This window comes from Amycolatopsis sp. cmx-8-4 (assembly GCF_046548675.1).
Taxonomy (GTDB): Bacteria; Actinomycetota; Actinomycetes; order Mycobacteriales; family Pseudonocardiaceae; genus Amycolatopsis.
This window is the reverse complement of record NZ_JAEBDZ010000013.1, coordinates 211359-232882: the sequence shown is the minus strand read 5'-3', so window position 1 is coordinate 232882 and position 21524 is coordinate 211359. Positions and strand designations below refer to the sequence as shown.

Here is a 21524-nt window from a genome sequence, read left to right as displayed (position 1 = left end):
ATCGGACACGTCACCCGGATGGCGTAGCCGCGGCCGGCCGTTCCCGACGTCCGGGTCTGGACCACCGGCCCCCGGGACTGGTAATCCTTCGCGGATGACGATGGACGCGATCGCCCTGCACAGCATCAACCCGTGGGAAGTGTCGTTCCTGCGCGAAGAGGTGGCCGGCTACTTCGCCCACGGCATCGAGTTCGCACCCGGCGCCACGGTCCTCGACGTCGGCGCCAACGTCGGCGTCTTCTCGGCGGCCGTCTACGAACGCCTGGACGGCGACGTGCGGATCTTCGCCTTCGAGCCGTTGCCGCCGCTCTACGACACGCTGGAGCGCAACGCCCGCGAGTTCTTCGGCGGCCGGCTGACCGCGCTGCCGTTCGGATTGTCCTCGGCGGAGGACGAGCTGGACTTCAGCTACTTCCCGGCCGCGACGATCTTCTCGTCTTCCTTGCGGGACGCGGGAAACGTCGAGGCCGAGCGCAAGCGCGTCACGGCCAGCATCGTCGAGATGATCCGCCGGGGCGGCCTGGGTGCCACGGCCCGCCGCGTCCCGGCGCCGGTGCTGCGGGGAATCGTCGGCCGCAAGCTCCGGGTCATGCGGGAACTGGAGACGCACCGCGTTCGCGTCCGGCCGCTGTCGCCGGTGCTGGACGAGCAGGCCATCGACCGCATCGACCTGCTGAAGGTGGACGTCGAGGGCGCCGAGCTGGACGTGTTGCACGGCATCGAGGACCGCCACTGGCCGCTGGTGCGGCAAGCGGTGGTGGAGGTCGAAGGCTGGCGGCGCAACCGGGACACGATCCGGGAGGTGTTCGTGGAGAAGGGTTTCACGGTGAGCGCGGAGCAGGACCCGGTGCAGGAAGCCGCCGACATCGGGATGGTGTTCGCGGTTCGCTAGCGCCGCCGTCGGAGGAGCACGAAGAACAGGATCGAAGCCGCCGTCAGCGTCGCGGACAGGGCGGCCAGGAAGATCGTGGCGCCGGTGAAGGACAGGGGGTCCCGGACGTCGACGTTGTAGCCGGACTTGGCCGGCACGACCGCCGTGACCGTGGCCGGCGCTTCCCGGCCCGACGCCCGCAACCGGCTCTCGGTCCGCTGCACGGCGACGGCCCCGAGCGCGACGGCGACGGCGAGCACGAGCCCGGGGACGAGGACCCACGCGGCGGCCCGGCGTAGTCTGGCCGGGGCGGGTCCACGACGCCGTCGCACCCAGGCGACGGGTACCGGCTCGGGTTCGCTCACGTGTCCAGTATGGACGAAGAATCACGCTTCGCGGGTCAGGTCCAAGAGTTGCCGTTCCAACCGCCGGGCGGCGGCCACGTCGATGCCGACGCCCCACAGCGGCGCCGTGCTCGCGCCGTCCGCCGCCGCGACGACCAGGGTCACCACGTCGGGCGGCAGGCCGTCCGCGTGCAGTTCGTCGTCCCACCGCTCGGCGTCCGCGCGGGCCAGCCCGGCGACCTCGGGGATCGAGATCAGCTGGGCGATCAGCGCGATGTTCTCCCGGATCGCGACCTCGTCCTGGGACGTGTCCAGCGACGCCCGGACGTACGCGCGGGTCAGCCGGCCCGGCGCGGTGTCCGCCGGCTCGAGCGCGGCGGACACTTCCGCCCGGAACGAGTCGAGGAGGTCCTGGGCGAGCGCGCGCACCAGGGCGTCCTTGGCCGGGAAGTGGTACAGCAGCCCGCCTTTCGACACCCCCGCCTGCCGGGCGATGTCGTCCAGCGACGCGGAGACGCCGCGGGCGCGGATGGTTCTCCCGGCCGCGTCGAGCAGGGCCCGGCGCGTTTCTTCGGGGCTGCGCCCGGCTTTGCGAGGCATCGTCAGTCCTTTCCGGACGGGATCGTACGCCAGGCGATCAGCGCGGCGACGGCGGTGACGACGGCCGCCGCGACCGACGTCACCTGCATGGCGCCGGTGAACGCCTGCCGGGCGCTCTCGGCCACCGGTGACGCCGGGTCGAGCACGGTCACCGCGGCCGCCAGCGACTCCCGGACCTCGGGGGCCACCGCCGGCGGCAGCAGCCCGCGGTAGACGAGCGTCACGAGCGAGCCGAGGAGCGCGATGCCCAGCGCGGCACCCAGTTCGTACGCGGTTTCGGAGATCGCCGACGCCGAGCCGGCCTTGTCCCGCGGGACGGCCGACAGCACCGAGTCCACGGTGAGCGTCAGCGCCAGCCCGACCCCGAGCCCGACCGGCACCAGCGTCAGGCCCAGCCAGATGTACTGCGGCGCCTGCTCGGTGACGGCGACCAGCAGCAGCCCCACAGCCGTGATGGCCAGGCCGACGGCGACCGCGCGACCCTGGCCGAGCCGCGTGACGACCACGCCGACCGCGGCCACGACCACGATCGAGGCCAGCGTCGCGGGCATCTCCGCGAGCCCGGCCTGCAGCGGGCTGAACCCGCGGACCAGCTGCAGGTACTGCGAGAAGAAGAACAGCAGGCCCATCAGCGCGAAGACCGCGACGAAGTTCGCCACCACCGCGCCGCTGAAGGCGCCGTTGCGGAACAGCGTCACGTCGATCAGCGGGTCGGCCACCCGGCGCTGACGGCGCACGAACAGGACACCCGAGACCAGCCCGATCGCGGCCGTCAGCACGACCTGCGCGTCGACGCCGGAACCGATGGCGTGCTTGACCGCGTAGACCAGCGGCACGATCGCGGTCATCGAGAGCGCGGCCGAGAGCAGGTCGAAACGGCCCGGGTTCGGGTCACGCGACTCGGGCAGCAGCCACGCGCCGGCGATGAGGAAGACGACGACGATCGGCACGTTGATCAGGAACACCGAACCCCACCAGTAGTGCTCCAGCAGCACGCCGCCGACGAGCGGGCCGAGCGCGATGCCACCACCGGAGCCCGCCGACCAGATCGCGATGGCGCGGGTGCGCTCGCGGGCGTCGGTGAACAGGGTGCGGATGATCGACAGCGTCGACGGCATGATCGTCGCCGCGGCGATCCCGAGCAGCAGCCGCGCCGCGACGAGCACGCCCGCGGTCGGGGAGAAGGCGGCCAGCGTGGACGCCACCCCGAACGCCGCGGTGCCGATGAGCAGCACCTTCTTGCGGCCGAACCGGTCGGCGAGGTTGCCCGCGGTGACGAGCAGGCCGGCCAGCGCGAGCGAGTAGACGTCGCCGATCCAGAGGATCTCGGTGGCGCTGGGGGAGAGCTCGCGGGTCAGCGACGGCACGGCGAGGTAGAGCACCGTGCCGTCGACGGCGAGCAGCAGCACGGCGCCGACCAGCACGCTCAGCGCGGCCCAGCGGCGGCGGTGGCTCAACGGTGCGGAGGTGGGCGCGTACGTGGTCATGCCAGTTACTGTACCGGCTGGACGGTACAGTGGGCCAGGTCAGACCGGTCACACCGCGCCGGGCTTGGACAGGAAGAAGTACGCGTAATGCCGGTCGAGCGCGTTGTGCGGCACCAGCTGGACGGTCTCGGGCTTGAGCCCGCACCGCTCGGCGAGCTCCCAGAACGCCGCGATCGGGTAGGTCGTCATCTCCGCGAGCCCCGAGCGGTAGTTCCGCCGCCGCGGCCGGGTCCGCCAGCTGCCCGGGTCGTACTTGATCTGGATCAGCGCCAGGCCGCCGGGCGCGAGCAGCCGGGCCGCGATGCGCAGCAGGCGCTCGCCGTACTCGGGCGTGGGGATCAGCTCGAAGACGTAGAAGCTCAGGAAGACGTCACACGGCTCGGTGATGTGCCGCAGCGCCGCCTCCGGCTCGTCGACGTCGATCGAGACCGGCGTGAACGGCGTCGCGCACGCGTCGGCGACCTCGCGCTCGCACTCCTTCAGCGTCTCGCCGGAGATGTCGACGCCGATGTAGTGCTCGGCGCGCGGGGCGAACGCGACGGCGTTGGCGCCGCCACCGCAGCCCCAGTCGACGATCCGGTCCCACGACCGGGTGAAGCCGGTCATCCGGGCGCCGCGTTCGAACAGCGCCAGGTGGTCGCGGCCGATCGCCGACCAGAGGTCGTTCTCCTGGAAGACCGGGGCGTCGCGCCAGTGGGAGTTCGCGCGCCACCGGTCGCCGGCGGGCTGGTGCCAGTAGTCCTGGGCGTCGCCCGCGATCCGGCGCTGCGACTGCCTGGCGCCGAGGGTCGCCAGGGACCGGTGGACGAGTTCTTCGGTGTGCCGGACGAGTCGTTTCGCCTGGTCAAGTGGGATGGTGCGCATGATCGAGTCTGCGTCGCGGCGGCGGCCGCCGTTATCGGCCGGACGGCCTGATCATTCCGGGCCGGACGGCCCTACCGCGCCGCGCGGCGCGGGTACGCTGGAGTCAGCGGAAGGAGGCGGACGTGACGCAGGAGGAACTGATCGTCGAGTTCGCCTTGACGCGGCTCGACCACCCGGACCTCGACCTCGAGGAGCTGGCCGCGCTCGTGGTGCGGCGAGGCGGCCCGGAGCGCGAGCTGGAGTTCGCGTCCCGGAACCTGGCCGATCGCGGCGAACTGCGCGGGGCCGCGTTCCCGGCGGCGGTCGAGCACGTGCTGCGCGTGGTGCTGACCCTGCGCGGCCGCTCGGACTGACGCCGGTCCGAAGTGGACGCCCGGCCGTGTGGCCCCTGGTGTCACGCGTCGCAAGTCCCCTGACGGCCAGGAGGTCAGACCAGGGTCGCCCCCGAAGCTCACGTCCCCGGACGGGCCGCGATGCTTCCGGGAGCGCCCGGCCCCAAACGCCCCAATGTGGCGTTCGGTGCGTCCAACGCACCCAATGTGGCGTTCGGTGCGTCCAACGCACCCAACGCCACATTGGGGCGCATTGCCCGGACCCCGTCAACGAACCTCAGACACCCGACACTAAGCCTCGCCCGCCGCGCGCCGCAGGCCTCGCCGGTCGAACACCAGGTCCCGGGCCGTGCCCAGCGCCGTCGCGATCGCGCCCGCCAGCACCGCGTCCTCGCCCAGCTGCCCGGCCACGATCTCCGGGACCACCGGGATCGTCGCGGCCAGTGACCGCCGCATCGGTTCGGCCAGCAGGTCGGCGTTGCCGCCGATGCCGCCGCCCAGCACGATCAGGCGCGGGTCCAGCACCGCCGTCACCGCCGAGACCACGTACGCGAGCTTCTCCGCCTCGTCCTCGACCACCCGCATGGCCCGTTCGTCGCCCGCGCGGGCCAGCCGGAAGACGTCCTTCGCCGACCGCGCCTTCGTGAGCCCGTGCTCGTGGGCCGCGTCGACGACGGCCTGGCCCGCCGCCGCGGACTCCACCGGGCCGGGCCGGCCGGCATCGGCGCCGGTGGGCAGCGGACCGAACGGCAGGTCGGCGATCTCGCCCGCCGCGCCGTTCGCGCCGCGGAACAGCTTGCCGTCCACCAGCAGCCCCATCCCGATGCCGGTGCCGACGGTCAGGCACACCAGCACGTCGACGCCGAGCGCGGCGCCGAGCGCGTGCTCGCCGACCGCGCACAGGTTCGCGTCGTTCTCGACGACGACGTCCGAGCCCGCCCCGGCCAGCCCGGCGACGAGCTCGTGCAGCAGCCCGCGCCGCTCCCAGCCCGGCAGGTTGGGCGCGCGGTGCACCGTCCCGGTGGCCGGGTCCGGGACGCCGGGGGTGCCGACGACGGTCGAGACGACCTCGTGCGGGTTCAGCCCGGCCGACGCGACGGCGTGTTCGACGGCTTCGCTCACCGTGCGCACCAGGGCGCTCGCCGAGCGGCACCGGTTGGGCTCGTCGAGCCGCGCGACGATGCTGCCGTCGAGGTCCGCGACGGCGACGCGGATGACGCGCCGCCCGATGTCGACGCCGACGACGTGGCCCGCGTCCGGCGCGGCCCGGTAGACGACGGCGGCCCGCCCGGGGCCGGCCAGGCTGCGCCCGGTCGCCCGGACCAGGCCGTGGTGTTCGAGGTCGAGCAGGGCCTGCCCCACGGTCGGTTTCGACAGCCCGGTGTCGGCCGCGATCTGTGGTCGCGTCGCTTCCCCGTGCGCGCGAAGCCTTTCCAGCACGAGCCGCTGGTTCAGCGCCCGCATGCTGGCCGGAGTCCCCACCTGCGGCCCGTTTTGGCCCACCAAGTCCCCATCTCCTGTCTGCGTTGCCGCAAGTTTACCCACGGACCTCTTTCGACCCCGCACGTTTTATGTTAAGAAACTTTACTAACTATTGGACGGAGGCACGTCGTGAGTTCACCCACTCGTTCAGGGGACTCCGGGGCCACGGTTTCCCCGCAGCCCGCCCTTGAACGCAAGATCGGCCCGCTGCAGGCCACCGCGATCAACATGACCCAGATGTGCGGTATCGGCCCGTTCGTCACGATCCCCGCCATGGTCGCGACGATGGGCGGCCCGCAGGCGATGTTCGGCTGGGTCATCGGGGCGATCGTCGCACTGGCCGACGGGCTCATCTGGGCCGAACTCGGCGCTTCCATGCCGGGCGCCGGCGGCACCTACCTCTACCTGCGCGAAGCGTTCCAGTACCGCACCGGGCGGCTGATGCCGTTCCTGTTCGTCTGGAGCGCGGTGCTGTTCATCCCGCTGATCATGTCGACCGGCATCATCGGGCTGGTTCAGTACCTCGGCTACCTGATCCCGGGCGTCACCGACGACGGCGGGGTCACCGCGCTGGGCAAGATCATCGGCATCGGCGTCACGCTGCTCATCGTGCTGGCGCTGTTCCGCAAGATCGGCCAGATCGGCAAGCTGACCACGGTGTTGTTCGTGGTCATGCTGATCGCGGTGCTCACCACGATCGTCGCGGCCGCGACGCACTTCAGCGCTTCGCAGGCGTTCGCGTTCACGCCGGGTGCGTTCAGCTCCGCCGGTGACGGCACGTTCTGGGGCGGCCTCGGCGCCGGCCTGATCATCGCGATCTACGACTACCTCGGCTACAACACCAGCGCCTACCTCGGCGGCGAGGTCCGCACGCCGGGCCGGACGCTCCCGCGGTCGATCATCTTCTCGATCGTGGGCATCATGGCCCTCTACTTCCTGCTGCAGGTCGGCGTGCTCGGCTCGATCCCGCTGGAGGAGCTGAAGAACGCGACGTCGGTCGCCTCCACCGTGCTCGAACAGGCCTGGGGCACCACCACGGCGAAGATCGTGACCGTCTTCATCGTCGTCGCGGCCATCGGCTCGGTGTTCGCCGGCCTGCTCGGCGGCTCGCGCGTGCCGTTCGAAGCCGCGCGCGACAAGGTGTTCCTGTCGGTGTTCGCCAAGCTGCACCCGAAGCTCAACCTGCCGACCGCGGGGGTGCTCACGATGGGCGCCATCACGATCGTCGGCTCGCTGTTCACCCTGACCGACGTGATCAACGCGGCGGTCGCGACCCTGGTGATCATCCAGTCGCTGGCCCAGGTCGCCGCGATCGTCGTGCTGCGCCGCCGGCAGCCGGACCTGAAGCGGCCCTACCGCCAGTGGCTCTACCCGTTCCCGACGTTGCTCGCGCTCGTCGGCTGGGTCTACATCTACGTCTCCGCGACTCCGCTGTCGATCGGGCTGTCCGTGGGCTGGCTCGTCCTCGGCGGGATCGCCTACCTGATCTACGCGAAGACCGAGAAGACCTGGCCGTTCGGGCCCAAGGAGATCAAGGAAGCGTTCGCCTCCACCGAAACCGAAGGGGCTCAGGCATGACGAAGTCGCCCAAGGCCAGGATCGCCGCCGTCACGGCGCTGCTCCTGGTGCCCGGGGTGCTGAGCGTGGCCGCGCCGGCCTCTGCTCGAGAACCCGCTCAGCAGGAAACGGCCAGGCCGCACGGCTTGAGCACCCTCGGCGCGCGGGGCTGGCAGGTGCTGACCACCGCGAGCGTCAAGGACGGCGGGGACAAGGTCTCCACGCCCGGGTACGCCACCCACGGCTGGCTGCCGGTGAAGCCGGACGACGCCGGCGCGCCCGGCACCGAGATCAACGCGCTGGTGCAGAACGGCAAGTGCCCGGACGTCTTCGTCTCGGACAACATGCGCAAGTGCTTCGGGTACGTCACCTCGGTCGGCCCCGTCGTCACCAAGCCGTTCTCCGACCCGTGGTGGTACCGCACCGACTTCGCCCCGGACTTCCACGCCGGCCAGAGCGCGAAGCTGACCATCCCGGGCATCGTCGGCGAGGGCGACGTCTGGGTGAACGGCAAGCTGGTGGCGTCGAAGGACATCGTGAGCGGCGCGTACGCCGGGCACACCTTCGACGTCTCGAAGCTGGTGAAGCCGGGCAAGAACACCCTGGCGATCAAGGTCTACCCGAACGACCCGTCGAAGATGTACACCCTCGACCAGGTCGACTGGGGCCAGATCCCGCCGGACAACAACACCGGCATCCAGTTCCCGCCGACCCTGCAGGTGTCCGACGCGCTCACCGGCGACAACGCGCACGTCGTGCAGGACAACGCGGCCGACCTGTCCAGCTCTTCGCTGACGGTGAAGGTCGACGTCACCAACAACGCGGCCACCGCCCAGACCGGGGACGTCGCCGCGACGATCACGCCGCCCTCGGGTGCGCCGATCGTCGTCAAGCAGCGCGCGACGATCCCGGCGAACACCAAGCGGACCGTGACGTTCGCGCCGGTGAAGATCAGCAAGCCGAAGGTCTGGTGGCCCTACTCGATGGGCGACCAGCCGCTGTACACGCTGACCACCGCGGTCTCGCAGAACGGGACGCTGTCGACGTCGTCGAAGAGCACCTTCGGCATCCGCACGGTGACCTCGCGGCTGGTCGGGAAGTCGGTGCCGCTGCCCGAGGGCGCGCGGCAGTTCGCCATCAACGGCAAGGACTTCGTGTTCCGCGGCGGCGGCTTCGCGCCGGACCTCTTCCTGCGCTACGACAAGGCCGACACCGCGCACCAGATCGCGCTGATCAAGAACATGGGCCTGTCCGGCGTCCGGCTCGAGGGCCACGACATGCCGCAGGACTTCTACGAGCAGGCCGACCGCGCCGGGCTGCTCGTGATCGGCGGATTCATCTGCTGTGACGCCTGGCAGCCCGAGGACGCTTCGACGCTGACCGAGCGCGACTACCGGATCATGCACGACTCGGCCTACACGATCGGGCAGCTGGAGCGGAGCCACCCGAGCGTCTTCAACTACGGCTGGAGCGACAACGAGCCGGTGCCGCGCCAGGAGAGCGAGACGCTCAAGGCGTTCAAAGAAGCCGACTTCCAGGTGCCGGTGATCGCTTCGGCGGAGTACAAGAGCACGCCGACGCTGGGCAACTCGGGGGAGAAGGAAGGCCCGTACGACTGGGTCCCGCCGTCGTACTGGTACGACACGTCGCACTTCGACGCGGACGACTCGTCGCGGACCAACGCGGGCGGCTCGTGGGGTTTCGCGAGCGAGCAGAGCGCCGGGCACACCGTGCCGACGCTCGACTCGATCAAGCGGTTCCTCTCGCCGACCGAGCAGGCGAAGCTGTGGCAGGACCCGGCGTACAACCAGTACCACGCCAACTTCGAGCCCGACCACGGCGGCTACGCGTTCGGCACGCTGTACACGCTCGACCAGTCGATCAGCCGGCGGTACGGCAAGTGGAACTCGCTCAAGTCCTATGTGGACCTCGCGAACATCGCGAACTACGAGAACACCCGCTCGCAGTTCGAGTCCTTCCTGCACCACTCGACGGACAAGGACAACCCCGCGACGGGCGTCGTCTACTGGCAGCTGAACAAGGGCTGGCCGACGCTGCTGTGGTCGCTCTACAACGACGACGGCGACCAGGCCGGCGCGTTCTTCGGCGCCAAGAAGGCCAACAAGCCGCTGCACGCGATCTACGGCTACGACAACGGGTCCGTCACCCTGGACAACCTCGGGGCCGGCACGCAGTCCGGGCTTTCGGTGCAGGCCCGCGTGCTCGACACCGCGGGCAAGGTCCTCGACGACCAGACCGCGTCCGGGCTCTCGCTGGGCTCGCAGGGCGTCAAGACCGGCGTCCTCAAGCCGAAGGTGCCGGCCGAGACGAAGGCGCCGGCTCCCGCGAAGGTGTATTTCGTCGAGCTGCAGGTGAAGCAGGGCGGCAAGGTCGTCGACCGGAACGTCTACTGGCTCTCCACGCAGAAGGACGTCGTCGACTGGGGCAAGACACTCGGCAACCCGCAGGCCACGCTGTCGCAGTACAGCAACCTGCAGGCGCTGCAGGACCTGCCGAAGTCGCAGGTCAGCGCCGTCGCCTCGACGAAGCCGGGACGCGGGCCGGACGGTGACGACACCGTCACCACGGTCACCGTCACCAACACGTCGAAGACCCCCGCGGTCGGCTTCTTCCTGCGGGCCGACGTCCGCCGCGGCACGCCGGACGGGCACGAGGCCGGCGGTGACAACCAGCTCGCGGCCGCGACCTGGGACGACAACGACATCACGCTGTGGCCGGGCCAGTCGCAGACGCTGACCGTCACCTACAAGGCGTCGGACCTGCGTGGCGCCGCGCCGGTGATCAGCGTCGACGGGTTCAACACCGGCCGGATCGTGGTGGGGGCGGCCGGCGGGCACGGCCACCACGGGGACGCGGCGGTGCCGCCGCAGATCGAGGGGACCAGGGAGTGACTGACGAAGTGATTCTCGGGATCGACTTCGGCGGCACGAAAGTGGCGCTGGGGCTCGCCGACCACGACGGGAACCTGCTGGCCACCTGCCGGCTGGACACCGACGCGCAGGCGGGAGCCGACCAGGTGGTCGTGCGGGCGCTCGCCGGGGCTCGTTCGCTCCTGACCGAGGCGGGCGCAGTGCCCACCGCGATCGGCGTCGTCAGTCCGGGGATCGTGCTGCCGGATCGGATCCTGCTCGCGCCGAACGTGCCGGGCTGGGAGCAGCTGCACCTGGCGGAGCTGGTGGCGGCGGAGTTCCCGGGCGTGCCGATCTCGGTCGGGACCGACGCGAAGGCGGCGGCCCTCGCGGAATGGCGCTGGGGCGCGCTGGCCGGGACCGATCCGGCCGTGTTCCTCTCGCTGGGCACCGGTATCGCCGCGGCGGTACTGGTCGGCGGCCGGTTGCTGACCGGCGCCAACGGAGCTGCGGGTGAGATCGGGTACAACCTGCTCTCGCCGCAGGACACCGAGGGTTTCGCCAGCGGAGCGGCGCCGCTGGAGGAAGCCGTCGGTGGGCGTGGGCTGGGCGGCCGGGCGAGCAGTCTGCTCGGCCGCCCGGTCGCCGCGGGCGAGCTGTTCGCCCTGGCCAAGGAGAACGCCGAGGCCAAGGAGCTGGTGACCGCGGCGCTCGACGAGCTGTCGATGCACGTGGCCAACCTGGCGCTGGCCCTGGACCCCCAGCGCATCGCGGTGGGCGGGGGTTTGGTCCGCTCGGCCGACGTGCTGCTGCCGGCCCTGGCGTCCCGGCTCGCGTCCGCGGTCCCGTTCCCCCCGGAGCTGGTGGCGGCGCGTTTCGACCAGGACGCGGCGCTGCTGGGCGCGATCGCCCTGGCCCTGGGGGACCAGTAACGACCGGGTGGCGTGCCGGTGCCCCGACCCGGCACGCCACCCGGTATCAACCTGGGCCGTGTTGGCCATTCCGGTCGCCGTGTTGGCCGTTCCGGCGATCGTGTTGGCCGTTTCGATCGCTCCCCAGGCTTGTTGCGTTCCCCGGAATGGCCAACTCGCTGACCGGAGCGGCCAACACGGCGGCGGGAGCGGCCAACACGGCGGCGGGAGCGGCCAACACGGCGGCGTCAGGCTTCGGCGGCGGCCAGTTCGGTGCGGCGGAAGGCCTCCGGCGACAGCTGGAACCACACGAGGACCGCGCTCACCGCCTGGATCGCCGCGACCATCACCCACACCCCGCGCAGGCTCCAGTGGGCCGCGACCAGGCCGCCGGTCAACGCTCCCAGTGGCGTCAGGCCCCAGGCCAGCGCGCGGTGGCTCGTCAGCACGCGGCCCAGCAGCGGGGCCGGCGTGAAACGCTGGCGGCTGGACTGCGAACACACGTTCCAGACCAGCACCGTCGAGGTCATGAACACCAGCACCGCCCCGATCAGCGGCGGCCACGGCGGCAGCACGGCCAGCAGCAGCGGCGACACCGCGCCCAGGCCCTGCGCGAGCCGCATCGACCACGAGTAGCCGAGCCGGTCGACGATCCGCTGCACCACGAACGACGACAGCACCCAGCCGATCGCGAGACACGCCAGCAGCAGGCCGTACCCGACCGAGCCGACGTGCAGGATCTGCGTCGCGTACAGCACGAACATCGAGTTGCCGGCACTCGCGGCGAACGAGCCCAGCGCGACGTTGATCGTGATCGACCGCAGCAGCGGCGTCCGGACCAGGTGCCGGAGCCCGGCCGAGAGGTCACGCAGCGGGTGCGTCCGCGCGGCGACGATCGACTCGGACGGGATTCGCCGCGCCAGCACCAGCGCGACCAGCGCGAACGCGGCGGCGAGCCACGCGGGGGCCCCGGTGCCGACGGCGATCAGGAACCCGGTCGCCGGCGGCACGATGAACTGCACCACGCCCCGGTCGATCACCGTCAGCCGCGCGTTGGCGTGGGCCAGCCGGTCGGGCGCGACCAGTTCGGGCACGAGCGCGCCGCTCGCGCCGTCCCCGAGCACCTGCGCGGAGGTGATGACGAACGCGATGACGAGCAGCGCGGGCAGCGTCAGCGCCCCGGCCGTGGTGATCGTGGCCAGCACCAGCGCGGTCCCGACCTGCACGGCGTACGCCCAGGCGAGCACGGTGGTCCGCCGCACGCGGTCGATGAGCACTCCGGCGAACAGCGACAACAGCAGCCACGGCGCCTGCCCGAAGACGTTGACCAGCGACACCTCGCGCGGATCGGTGGTGATCGACACGGCCAGCAGGGGCAGCGCCGCCAGCAACAGTCCCTCACAGGCCGAACCGGACACCGCGACGGCCTGCAGCCGTACCCATCTGCTGGTCATGATCGTTACCTTGCCTAACGATCGCGCCCGACCCAAGCGATTTACGCTCTAGGCTGATCACCGTGGATCAGCTCCGGGTGCCATCGCCGCTGGTCGAGCTGCGGGAACCCGGCCTCGGCGTGCGCGTCCTCCTCAAGCGCGACGACCTGATCCACCCCGAGCTGCTCGGCAACAAGTGGCGCAAGCTCAAGCACAACCTCCGGGACGCGGCGGGCGCGAAGAGGCTGCTGACTTTCGGGGGCGCCTACTCCAACCACCTGCTCGCCACGGCCGCCGCCGGGCACTACTTCGGCTTCGAGACGGTCGGCGTCGTGCGTGGTGAGGAGCACCGGCCGCTCAACGACGTCCTGCGCGCGGCCGTCGCCTACGGCATGAAACTGACCTACCTCGACCGCACGGCGTACCGGGCGAAGACCGAGGCGCTGCCCGCCCTGCGCCGCCGGTGGGGCGAGTTCTTCCTGATCCCGGAAGGCGGTGCGAACCCCGCGGGCGTCCGCGGCTGCGCGGAACTGGTCGCCGAGATCGACGTCCCGTTCGACGTCGTCGCCTGCTCGTGCGGCACCGGCACGACGCTGGCCGGGATCGCCGCCGCCCTCGCGCCCGGGCAGCGCGCCCTCGGCTTCTCCGCGCTGAACGGCGGCTTCCTCGACGCCGACGTCACGCGGCTGCAGACCGAGACCTACGGCGGCCGTCGCGGAGACTGGTCGATCGACGCGGACTTCGCCTTCGGCGGCTTCGCCCGCCGCACCCCGGACCTCGACGCGTTCATCGACGGTTTCGAGGCCCGGCACGACCTCCGGCTCAACTGGGTCTACGAGGCGAAGATGATGTACGGCCTCTTGCAGCGGATCCGCCGTGGCGGCTTCCCTCCCGGGGCGACGATCGTGGCCGTCGTCGCCGGGTAGGTCAGCGGCGCACCCGGGTCGACTCGCGGACGACCAGCTCCGGGGTGAACACCACGGCCTGGCGTTCCGTCGTCGTGTCCGCCGTCTCGGCCAGCAGCAGCTCCGCCGCGGTGCGCCCGAGCCGTTGCGCCGGCTGCCGGACCGACGTCAGGGGGACCGCCGCCGCGCCCGCGAACTCGATGTCGTCGTAGCCGACGATCGCCATCTCCTCCGGGACGCGCACGCCCGCGCCCACCATCGCCTGCAGCACGCCCAGCGCGAGCAGGTCGTTGGCGCAGAACACCGCCGTCGGCCGGGGACTCATGCCGAGCAGCCGGGAACCCGCGTCGCGCCCCGACGCGACGTCCAGGCCGAGCCCCTCCAGCACCGTCAGCTCCGCCGCCGAACTCCCCAGCACCGAGCGGACGCCCTGCTCGCGGTCGCGGCACTGGGCGAGGATGGCCGGGCCGTTGACGAACGCGATCCGCTCGTGGCCGGTCTCCAGCAGGTGCCGGGCGCCGAGCGCGCCGCCGGCGATGTCGTCCACCGCCACCGAACTCGCTTCGGACGTCGGGGCCTTGCGGTCGACGAAGACGTACGGCGTGCCACTGCGCCGGAACGCGTGCAGCGCCTCACTCGTCGCCCCGACCGGGCTCAGTAGCACCCCGCGGACCCGCTGTTCGGCGAACATCGCCAGGTAGGACGCTTCGAGGTCGGAGCGCTGCCCGCTGTTGCAGGTGATGATGTTGAGGCCTTCGGCGTGCGCGGCCTGCTCGGCCCCGCGGGCGACGTCGACGAAGAACGGGTTCCCGAGGTCCAGCACCAGCAGCCCCATGATCCGGCTGCTGCCGGCACGCAGCTGCCGCGCGGACTCGTCGCGGACGTAGCCGAGCTCTTCGATGACCGAGAGCACCCGGTTGCGGGTGGCGGTCGCGACCACGTGCGGCCGGTTGACCACATTGGACACCGTGCCGATCGAGACGCCGGCCTGCTTGGCGACGTCCTTGATGCCGACCACCGCACCCCCTCTGGAGAAAAGCCGATCCTATCATGCGGATGAAACGTTTCAGCGAATGTCTCACCCTGGTCATTTCCCACCGTTCGTCGCATGATCGCGGTACTAGGATTCGTCTCGCGTTCCTGCCACTGGGAGGAGTCCGGGTGCGGATCTTCACGATCGTCCTGTCGCTGGTGCTGATGACGGCGGTGTCCGGGGGCATCGCCTCGGCCGATCCCGTCCTCGAACACGACACCGACGATCCCGTGCTCGCGGCGCCCGCGGTGACGCGGCCGGACACGCAGCACTGCACCGTCACGCTCGCCGACGCCTTCCGCTCCAACGCCGCCGACGGCACCTCGCAGTTCTACCAAGGCACCCTCACGCCGCCGAAGGCCTGCGCCGGGCCGTGGGCGAAGGTCGTCATGGACCAGACCGTCACCGTCAGCGGGCGGCAGTACGACCGGATCGGCGACCTGAAGATCGGCGACGCCGAGGTCTGGTGGGGGACCACCGAGGAGCCCAGCGGCGAGGGCAACCGCCCGATCACCTACCACTTCGACAAGGACCTCACGCCGTACGCCGCGCTGCTGCGCACCCCGCAGCCCTTCCGCGGCGGCATCGAGAACTTCACCTCCGACGTCTACACCGGCGTCTACGCCCAGACCGTGACGCTCACCTACTACCGCGCCGACCGGAAACACCCGGCGCCCGACGTCGCCGACCACGTCGCCGGGATGGGCCACGCCGACGCGACCCCCGCGGCGCCGACCGTCCACTTCACCGCGAAGGACCTGCCGCGCAACATCACCCGCGCGCAGCTCGAGGTGACGCTCGAAGGCCACGCCTGCGACGAGCAGTGGTTCGACGACGTCCCGGACGAGGTCTCGGCGAAGTACCCGGCGGCGGGGATGTGCGGCCACGGGCCCTACCGCGAGGCGAACTTCGCGATCGACGGGACGGCCGCCGGGTCGGCGTTCACCTTCCCGCACATCTACTCCGGCGGGATCGTGCCGCAGCTGTGGCGCCCGATCGTGGCGATCGACACGTTCAGTCTCCATTCCGAGACGTACGACGTCACGCCGTTCGTGGGCAAGCTGGTCGACGGCGGCGCGCACGACCTGTCGTTCACCGTGCCGGACATCGGCGGCGAGTGGACGGTCGTGCCCACCCTGCTGCTCTACACCGACGACCACGCCGCGCGGACGTCCGGCGCGCTGACCCAGGACGACGTCGCGGCGGCGCCGGTCCGGCAGACGACGGTGAAGGACATCGCCGGCGGCGTCAACGCGACGGTCACGGCGAAGCGCCACGACGTCACCGCGGGCTACGTCGACACGTCGGCGGGGCGCGTCTACACCCGCGTCGAGCGCACCCGCGACTACCGCAACAGCGACGACGTCACCGGCGGCGGCTTCACCCAGCACGTCGTCCAGGCCGACTCGGGCCAGCAGACCTCGACGTCCACTGTGGACGGCCGGGTCCGGTCCGGCGACCGGCACACCTGGTCCTACCCGCTGACCACCGACGCCACCGCGAACATCACCGACGACCAGAACCTGCGGATCTCCGGCGCCGCCGAGATGACCAAGATCCTCGGCGACCTGACCGGCGACGGCCGGTCGTGGCGCCCGGTGCGGGCGTCGCGCGAGTGGCTGTCCGCGTCCGGCGTGCTGGCGCGGACCAACGGCGTCAACACCGAAGCCGACGGGCAGTCCAAGACGCTCTACACGGGAGCCGACGACGCGGGCCGGCCGTATCTGCACTACATCGCCGGCCAACACGGACAGATCACCGAAAACCGGGAGCTACCGCCGCGAAGGTGAACCCCGTCTCGCTGCCGCTCACCCGATCGGGCTAGTGGGGTACTGTCGGAGACATGGGGAGTCTCCGCTCACGGGTCCTGGGCTGGGTCGGCCGACGCTACCTCGCGCGGCAGTCGAAAAAGGGCTTCGACCTCGAGAAGATGTCGTCCTTCCTGCCGGATTCGGCGCTGCTGCCGCTCAAGCGTGACGGCCTCGATCCGGTCGCCGAGCTCGGCGTCACCCGGGCCGAGGCCCCGATCAGCAAGCTCGACCTGCCGTTCGGGATGAACGCCTGGCTGGTCACGGGGTACGACGAGGCGAAGGCCGTCCTCGGCAAGGTGACCGGGTTCTCCAGCGACTTCACCAACCTGGTGGGCAGCGCCGGGGTGACCGAGGACCAGAACCCGGGCGGCCTCGGGTTCGCGGATCCGCCGGTGCACACCCGGCTGCGCAAGCTGCTCACACCCGAGTTCACGATGCGCCGGCTGGGCAGGCTGACCCCGCGCATCGACGAGATCGTCGCCGAGCAGCTCGACGCGATGGCCGCCACCGACGGCCCGGTCGACCTGTGGCAGGCGTTCGCGCTGCCGATCCCGTCGCTCACCATCTGCGAGCTGCTCGGCGTGTCCTACGAGGACCGCGAGGACTTCCAGCGGCTGAGCACCGCGCGGTTCGACCTCTTCGGCGGCGCCAGCGCGTCGCTCGGCGCGATGACGGAGTCGCTGACCTACCTGCTCGACATCGTGAAGAAGCAGCGCGAAGAGCCCGGCGACGGCCTGCTCGGCATGCTGATCAAGGAACACGGCGACGAGATCTCCGACCGCGAGCTGGCCGGGCTCGCCGACGGCGTGCTCACCGGCGGCCTGGAGACCACGGCGAGCATGCTCGCCCTCGGCGCGCTGGTGCTGCTGCGCGACGAGAAAGCGTTCGACGCCGTCCGCGGCGACGACGAGTCCGTGCACCGGTTCGTCGAGGAACTGCTGCGTTACCTGACGGTCGTCCAGATGGCGTTCCCGCGGTTCGCCAAGCAGGACATGGAGATCGGCGGCGTCCACATCGCCGAGGGCGACATCGTGCTGGTGTCGCTGTCGGTCGCGGACCGCGACCCGAAACTGGGCCCGGACATGGAGAAGTTCGACGCCACCCGCGAGCCGACGTCGCACCTGGCGTTCAGCTACGGCATCCACCGCTGCATCGGCGCCGAGCTGGCCCGGATGGAGCTGCGCACGGCGTATCCCGCACTGGTGCGCCGGTTCCCGAACCTGCGCCTGGCCGTGCCGGCCGAGGAGCTGGCGTTCCGCAAGGTGTCCATTGTGTACGGTCTGGACGAGCTCCCGGTCCTGGTCGACTGAGCCCCGACGCGGCACGGCCTCCGGGGCGGCGGTCCGGCGAGGGCGTACCCGCTTCCCGGCGTACCGAGATGGAGCGAGTCCTTTGTGGATCGCGCCGGCCGCCGGGGCCCGGATGGTCACCGACGTCAGGTCCGGTTGCCCTCGGTGGGGCGGGTGCCGGGTACGTCCGGGTCGTACTCGAACGGGATGGCGGCCAAGCCGGCGAAGGTGAAGGCCAGGCTCCGACAGGATCGTCAGTTCACCCCGCGCGGCCGGAACTGCACGCTGATCCGCGGCCCGACCGGCTTGGCCGTCTTCGGGATCGAGTGCTCCCACGTGCGCTGGCAGCTGCCGCCCATCACGAGGAGGTCGCCGTGGCCCAGCGGGCGGGCCAGGGTCTTGCCGCCGCCTCCGCGCGGGCGTAGCGCCAGGGTGCGGGCCGCGCCGACCGAGAGGATCGCGATCATCGTGTCCTCGCGGGCGCCGCGGCCGATGCGGTCGCCGTGCCAGGCCACGCTGTCCCGGCCGTCGCGGTAGTAGCACAGGCCTGCCGTGCGGAACGGCTCCCGCAGCTCCCGCAGGTAGTGCTTGCTCAGCGCATCCCGCGCCGCGGTGAGCGCGGGGTGGGGGAGCGGCACGTTCTCGCGGTAGTAGCTCAGCAGCCGCGGCACGGCGACGACCCGGTCGTACATCTTGCGCTTCTCGGCCTGCCACGGCACGCCTTCGACGAGCGCGGCGAAGAGCTCGTCGGCACCCTCGAGCCAGCCGGGCTGGATGTCCACCCACGCGCCCGCCCCGAGGTCGGTCCGCTCCGGGGCGAGCGGGCGCAGCGAAATCGAGCCCTGGGTGCCGAACAGCGAAGACTGGAGACCCGGGTTCATGACCTCACCTTACACCAAGATCGAACACCTGTTCTAGTGAATGTCAGTGCACGACGTCGTAGACCAGCTTCTGGACGCCGCTGCCGTAGGCCTCGCTGCTGACCAGCTTCAGGTTCTGCTTGTCCTTGTCGGTGCCGCTGAACAGCCGCTTGCCCGCGCCGAGCAGGACCGGGAAGACCAGCAGGTGGTAGCGGTCGATCAGGCCGGCGTCGGACAGCGCCTGGTTCAGGGCGGCGCTGCCGTTGACGATGATCGGCCCGCCCTCGGTCTCCTTGAGCGCGGCGACGTCGGCCAGCGAGCGGAGGATGGTGGTCTCGCCCCAGTTCGTCACCAGGTCGGACTCCTGCAGCGTGGTCGACACGACGTACTTCGGCATCGCGTTGTAGCCGGCGAACTCGACGGTCATCCCCGGCCACACCGGCGCGAACGTCTGGTAGCTGACCCGGCCCAGCAGCAGGGCGGTGGCTTCCTCCTGCTCGCTGCCCTTGATCTCGTAGGCGGCGGGCTCGAACTCGACGTCCTTGAAGGTCCAGCCCGAGTTGCGGTAGCCCGGCTCGCCGCCGGGTCCTTCGACGACGCCGTCGAGCGAGACGAACGAGGTGGAGATCAGGGTGCGCATGCGGTGCTCCTCGGGGTTCCGATCGTGCTTCTGCGAGTGTGTCGAACGGCGGACGCCGGATTCGACAAGCCGCGCCCGAAAACTTCCGACGTACCCGTCCGTGCGGAAGTGGGTCTTGTCCGCGGGCCGCCCCGGCTCGTACAGTCTTCCCCAGCCGGACAAAGGTCTGAACCTGTGACCGGTCACCGCCGCCTCTGGTCACACAGGAGGTTGGACGGTGCGCAGACTTCGCGGTGCGGGAGTGCTCGTGACGGTCGCGGCGGGGCTGGCGGTGCTCGCCCCGGCGGCGGAAGCCCAGGTCGGAGGCGGTACGTGGACCTCGGACTCGCCGGGCTACAAGACGCAGAACGTCGGCTGCGGCTCGACGTCCGGGCTCACCTTCAAGCTCACCTGCTCCAGCAGCAGCGGTGAGCAGCGGGCGGAACGCCGTTACGACACCTACACGGGCGGCACCCACCAGTTCGAGGGCTCCTTCAAGATCACCAGCATGACCGGCACCCGGATCAGTCTCAAGCAGACCTTCCGGGACGGCTCGGACTCCGGGCCGTACTTCTTGCTGGCGGTCGAGAAGGGCGGCCGGATGTACGCCGTGGAAGGCGGGGCGACGCTGGGCAGCGGCGCGACCGTCGGCACGTCGGTGAAGGTCAACACGATCAACCAGGTCGGCAGCTCGCACAAGGTGTACCTGAACGGCTCGCTGAAGCAGGCGATCTCGAGCCCGAGCGGCAGCTACTACGACAAGTTCGGCAGCTACCGGACTTCGAGCGGCGCGGGTCCGATCACGGTGACGTGGAGCGGCGTCAAGTTCTGGCACAAGTAGCGGGTCCGGCGCCCCCGGTGCACGCCGGGGGCGCCGCCCACGCGTCGAGGTCGTCCCAGGCGGTCAGCCGCCGCCTGCTGGTGAACCGGCGGTGCGCGCCGGTCAGCGGGTCGTCGAAGTCGAGCACCTTCGCCAGCAGCTGCAACGGCTTGGTGAAGTCGTCGAGCGGGGTTTCGACCAGGTCGGGGTAGAAGTCGTCGCCGAGGATCGGGATGCCCAGGCCGCTGAGGTGCACCCGCAGCTGGTGCGTCCGGCCGGTCGACGGCGCGAGGCGGTAGCGGCCCAGGCCGTCGCGGTACTCGAGCAGCTCGACGTACGTCTCGGCGTTCGGCTCGCCCGGCACCTCCCGCGCGGCGAGCACCCCGCGTTCCTTGAGGATCCGGCTCCGCACGGTCCGCGGCAGCTCGAGCGCGGGGTCATGCGGCGCGATCGCCTCGTACTCCTTGTGCACCTTGCGATCCCGGAACAGCGTCTGGTACTTGCCGCGCGTTTCCGGGGTGATCACGAACATCACGAGCCCGGCGGTGACGCGGTCCAGCCGGTGCGCGGGGGACAGCTGCGGCAGGTCGAGGTCGCGGCGGAGGCGCACGAGCGTCGTCTCGAGGACGTGCTTCCCGCGCGGGATGGTGGCGAGGAAGTGCGGCTTGTCGACGACCAGCAGGTGCTCGTCGCGGTGCACGACGTCGATGGTGAACGGCACCGGCACCTCGTCCGGCAGGTCGCGGTGGAACCAGATGAACGAGCCGGGCTCGAACGGCGTGTCCACGCCCAGCGGGCCGTCGAGGCCGTGGATGCGTTCTTCGCGCAGCATCTGCTCGATGCGGTCCGGCGTCTCCCGCGGCAGCCGGTCGACGAGGTGGGCCAGCAGCGTCGGCCAGTCGCCCTCGGCGGGCAGTTTCAGCCGGGCGGGGTCGAGCCCGTGGCGGGGCGGGATCGGCGGCCGGAGCTTGCGTCTCATCGTGCCCCGACTGTAGCTAACCCTCCGTCGGGGTCCGGTAGCGCGCGATGTAGCGGGCGGTGGCCTCGGCGTTGGCGGCCGCGGCCGCCTCGGCGCGGGTGCGGCGGCCGGTGTCGTGCGGGAAGCCGTGCCGGCCGAGCCGGTGCTCGATGCTCTCCTCCATGTACGCGCAGGAGTAGAAGTACGCGACCAGCGCGGCCATCAGGACCAGCGAGAGCCGGAGCCCGATCGGGCCGGGCAGCAGCAGCCAGACGAGGCACAGCGGCACGATGCCGATCGACCGCTGGAGCACGAACCGGGCCCGCCAGTGCTTCGACGTCGCGTCGTGCAGGACCCATGCGCCGTAGCGGTCCGGTAGCCGGACGCCGACCGCGTAGCCGAACCAGCGGAGTACACCAGGTCGTTCCATGAAGCTCAGAGTACACTAATCGTTAGTGCACTAATCATTAGTGCGACC

Annotated in this window: 20 protein-coding genes; 9 read left to right on the top strand and 11 right to left on the bottom strand. The window is 71.0% G+C overall.

Going from position 1 to position 21524, the window contains the following annotated elements; genetic code table 11:
* Window positions 1-94 precede the first annotated feature (94 nt).
* On the top strand, window positions 95-892 hold the full coding sequence (locus ACLJQZ_RS27505) for an FkbM family methyltransferase (protein WP_410622754.1): 798 nt from the start codon (window positions 95-97) through the stop codon (window positions 890-892).
* On the opposite strand, the gene ACLJQZ_RS27500 is transcribed toward ACLJQZ_RS27505, so the two are convergent.
* From ACLJQZ_RS27500 to ACLJQZ_RS27485, 4 genes are read right to left on the bottom strand one after another with little or no spacing between them, the layout of a single operon-like run.
* Entirely contained in the window at window positions 889-1236 is a 348-nt protein-coding gene (locus ACLJQZ_RS27500) for a hypothetical protein (RefSeq protein ID WP_410622753.1), read from the bottom strand. The genes ACLJQZ_RS27505 and ACLJQZ_RS27500 overlap by 4 nt on opposite strands.
* Window positions 1237-1257: 21 nt before the next feature.
* Window positions 1258-1815 carry a TetR/AcrR family transcriptional regulator gene (locus ACLJQZ_RS27495; protein WP_410622752.1) on the bottom strand — a complete coding sequence of 186 codons (558 nt, stop codon included), beginning with the start codon at window positions 1813-1815 and terminating at the stop codon, window positions 1258-1260.
* A gap of 2 nt (window positions 1816-1817) precedes the next feature.
* Window positions 1818-3302 (bottom strand): MFS transporter, encoded by a 1485-nt coding sequence (locus tag ACLJQZ_RS27490; protein ID WP_410622751.1) that lies wholly within the window; start codon window positions 3300-3302, stop codon window positions 1818-1820.
* 48 nt (window positions 3303-3350) lie between these two features.
* Window positions 3351-4166, bottom strand: coding sequence for a class I SAM-dependent methyltransferase (locus ACLJQZ_RS27485; protein WP_410622750.1), 816 nt, complete (start codon window positions 4164-4166; stop codon window positions 3351-3353).
* Window positions 4167-4288: 122 nt separating this feature from the next.
* Between ACLJQZ_RS27485 and ACLJQZ_RS27480 the strand changes: the two genes are divergently transcribed.
* Window positions 4289-4519: a hypothetical protein gene (locus ACLJQZ_RS27480; RefSeq protein WP_247050471.1), complete on the top strand. Its 231-nt coding sequence runs from the start codon at window positions 4289-4291 to the stop codon at window positions 4517-4519.
* A gap of 270 nt (window positions 4520-4789) precedes the next feature.
* On the opposite strand, the gene ACLJQZ_RS27475 is transcribed toward ACLJQZ_RS27480, so the two are convergent.
* Window positions 4790-5962: an ROK family protein gene (locus tag ACLJQZ_RS27475; RefSeq protein WP_410622773.1), complete on the bottom strand. Its 1173-nt coding sequence runs from the start codon at window positions 5960-5962 to the stop codon at window positions 4790-4792.
* A gap of 147 nt (window positions 5963-6109) precedes the next feature.
* Between ACLJQZ_RS27475 and ACLJQZ_RS27470 the strand changes: the two genes are divergently transcribed.
* The 3 genes from ACLJQZ_RS27470 to ACLJQZ_RS27460 are packed head-to-tail and all read left to right on the top strand — an operon-like array spanning window position 6110 to window position 11339.
* Window positions 6110-7558 (top strand): APC family permease, encoded by a 1449-nt coding sequence (locus ACLJQZ_RS27470; protein ID WP_410622749.1) that lies wholly within the window; start codon window positions 6110-6112, stop codon window positions 7556-7558.
* Entirely contained in the window at window positions 7555-10449 is a 2895-nt protein-coding gene (locus tag ACLJQZ_RS27465) for a glycosyl hydrolase 2 galactose-binding domain-containing protein (protein WP_410622748.1), read from the top strand. The genes ACLJQZ_RS27470 and ACLJQZ_RS27465 overlap by 4 nt, the downstream gene beginning before the upstream one ends.
* Window positions 10446-11339 (top strand): ROK family protein, encoded by an 894-nt coding sequence (locus ACLJQZ_RS27460; protein WP_410622747.1) that lies wholly within the window; start codon window positions 10446-10448, stop codon window positions 11337-11339. Before ACLJQZ_RS27465 ends, ACLJQZ_RS27460 begins: the two co-directional genes overlap by 4 nt.
* Before the next feature lie 227 nt (window positions 11340-11566).
* Here ACLJQZ_RS27460 and ACLJQZ_RS27455 read toward each other — a convergent pair whose 3' ends face one another.
* The gene (locus tag ACLJQZ_RS27455) at window positions 11567-12772 is read right to left on the bottom strand and encodes an MFS transporter (RefSeq protein ID WP_410622746.1); all 1206 of its coding nucleotides are present in this window, start codon (window positions 12770-12772) and stop codon (window positions 11567-11569) included.
* A 62-nt stretch (window positions 12773-12834) separates the two neighbouring features.
* Here ACLJQZ_RS27455 and ACLJQZ_RS27450 point away from each other — a divergent pair, with 62 nt between their 5' ends.
* Window positions 12835-13677: a 1-aminocyclopropane-1-carboxylate deaminase/D-cysteine desulfhydrase gene (locus ACLJQZ_RS27450; protein ID WP_410622745.1), complete on the top strand. Its 843-nt coding sequence runs from the start codon at window positions 12835-12837 to the stop codon at window positions 13675-13677.
* Window position 13678: 1 nt separating this feature from the next.
* Here ACLJQZ_RS27450 and ACLJQZ_RS27445 read toward each other — a convergent pair whose 3' ends face one another.
* Entirely contained in the window at window positions 13679-14674 is a 996-nt protein-coding gene (locus ACLJQZ_RS27445) for a LacI family DNA-binding transcriptional regulator (protein ID WP_410622744.1), read from the bottom strand.
* A gap of 143 nt (window positions 14675-14817) precedes the next feature.
* Between ACLJQZ_RS27445 and ACLJQZ_RS27440 the strand changes: the two genes are divergently transcribed.
* Both ACLJQZ_RS27440 and ACLJQZ_RS27435 read left to right on the top strand, forming a co-directional pair.
* Window positions 14818-16479 carry a peptide-N4-asparagine amidase gene (locus tag ACLJQZ_RS27440; RefSeq protein WP_410622743.1) on the top strand — a complete coding sequence of 554 codons (1662 nt, stop codon included), beginning with the start codon at window positions 14818-14820 and terminating at the stop codon, window positions 16477-16479.
* Window positions 16480-16532: 53 nt separating this feature from the next.
* A complete protein-coding gene (locus ACLJQZ_RS27435) occupies window positions 16533-17810 on the top strand; it encodes a cytochrome P450 (protein WP_410622742.1) in 1278 nt (425 codons plus the stop codon).
* Between the two features lie 233 nt (window positions 17811-18043).
* On the opposite strand, the gene ACLJQZ_RS27430 is transcribed toward ACLJQZ_RS27435, so the two are convergent.
* On the bottom strand, window positions 18044-18670 hold the full coding sequence (locus ACLJQZ_RS27430) for an alpha-ketoglutarate-dependent dioxygenase AlkB (RefSeq protein ID WP_410622741.1): 627 nt from the start codon (window positions 18668-18670) through the stop codon (window positions 18044-18046).
* A 43-nt stretch (window positions 18671-18713) separates the two neighbouring features.
* Window positions 18714-19289 carry a dihydrofolate reductase family protein gene (locus ACLJQZ_RS27425; RefSeq protein ID WP_410622740.1) on the bottom strand — a complete coding sequence of 192 codons (576 nt, stop codon included), beginning with the start codon at window positions 19287-19289 and terminating at the stop codon, window positions 18714-18716.
* 217 nt (window positions 19290-19506) lie between these two features.
* Here ACLJQZ_RS27425 and ACLJQZ_RS27420 point away from each other — a divergent pair, with 217 nt between their 5' ends.
* On the top strand, window positions 19507-20109 hold the full coding sequence (locus ACLJQZ_RS27420) for a hypothetical protein (RefSeq protein WP_410622739.1): 603 nt from the start codon (window positions 19507-19509) through the stop codon (window positions 20107-20109).
* Here ACLJQZ_RS27420 and ACLJQZ_RS27415 read toward each other — a convergent pair.
* Window positions 20090-21067 (bottom strand): RluA family pseudouridine synthase, encoded by a 978-nt coding sequence (locus ACLJQZ_RS27415; protein ID WP_410622738.1) that lies wholly within the window; start codon window positions 21065-21067, stop codon window positions 20090-20092. The two genes, ACLJQZ_RS27420 and ACLJQZ_RS27415, sit on opposite strands and share 20 nt — an antisense overlap.
* A gap of 16 nt (window positions 21068-21083) precedes the next feature.
* On the bottom strand, window positions 21084-21476 hold the full coding sequence (locus ACLJQZ_RS27410; RefSeq protein ID WP_410622737.1) for a DUF5313 domain-containing protein: 393 nt from the start codon (window positions 21474-21476) through the stop codon (window positions 21084-21086).
* Between the last annotated feature and the right edge of the window lie 48 nt (window positions 21477-21524).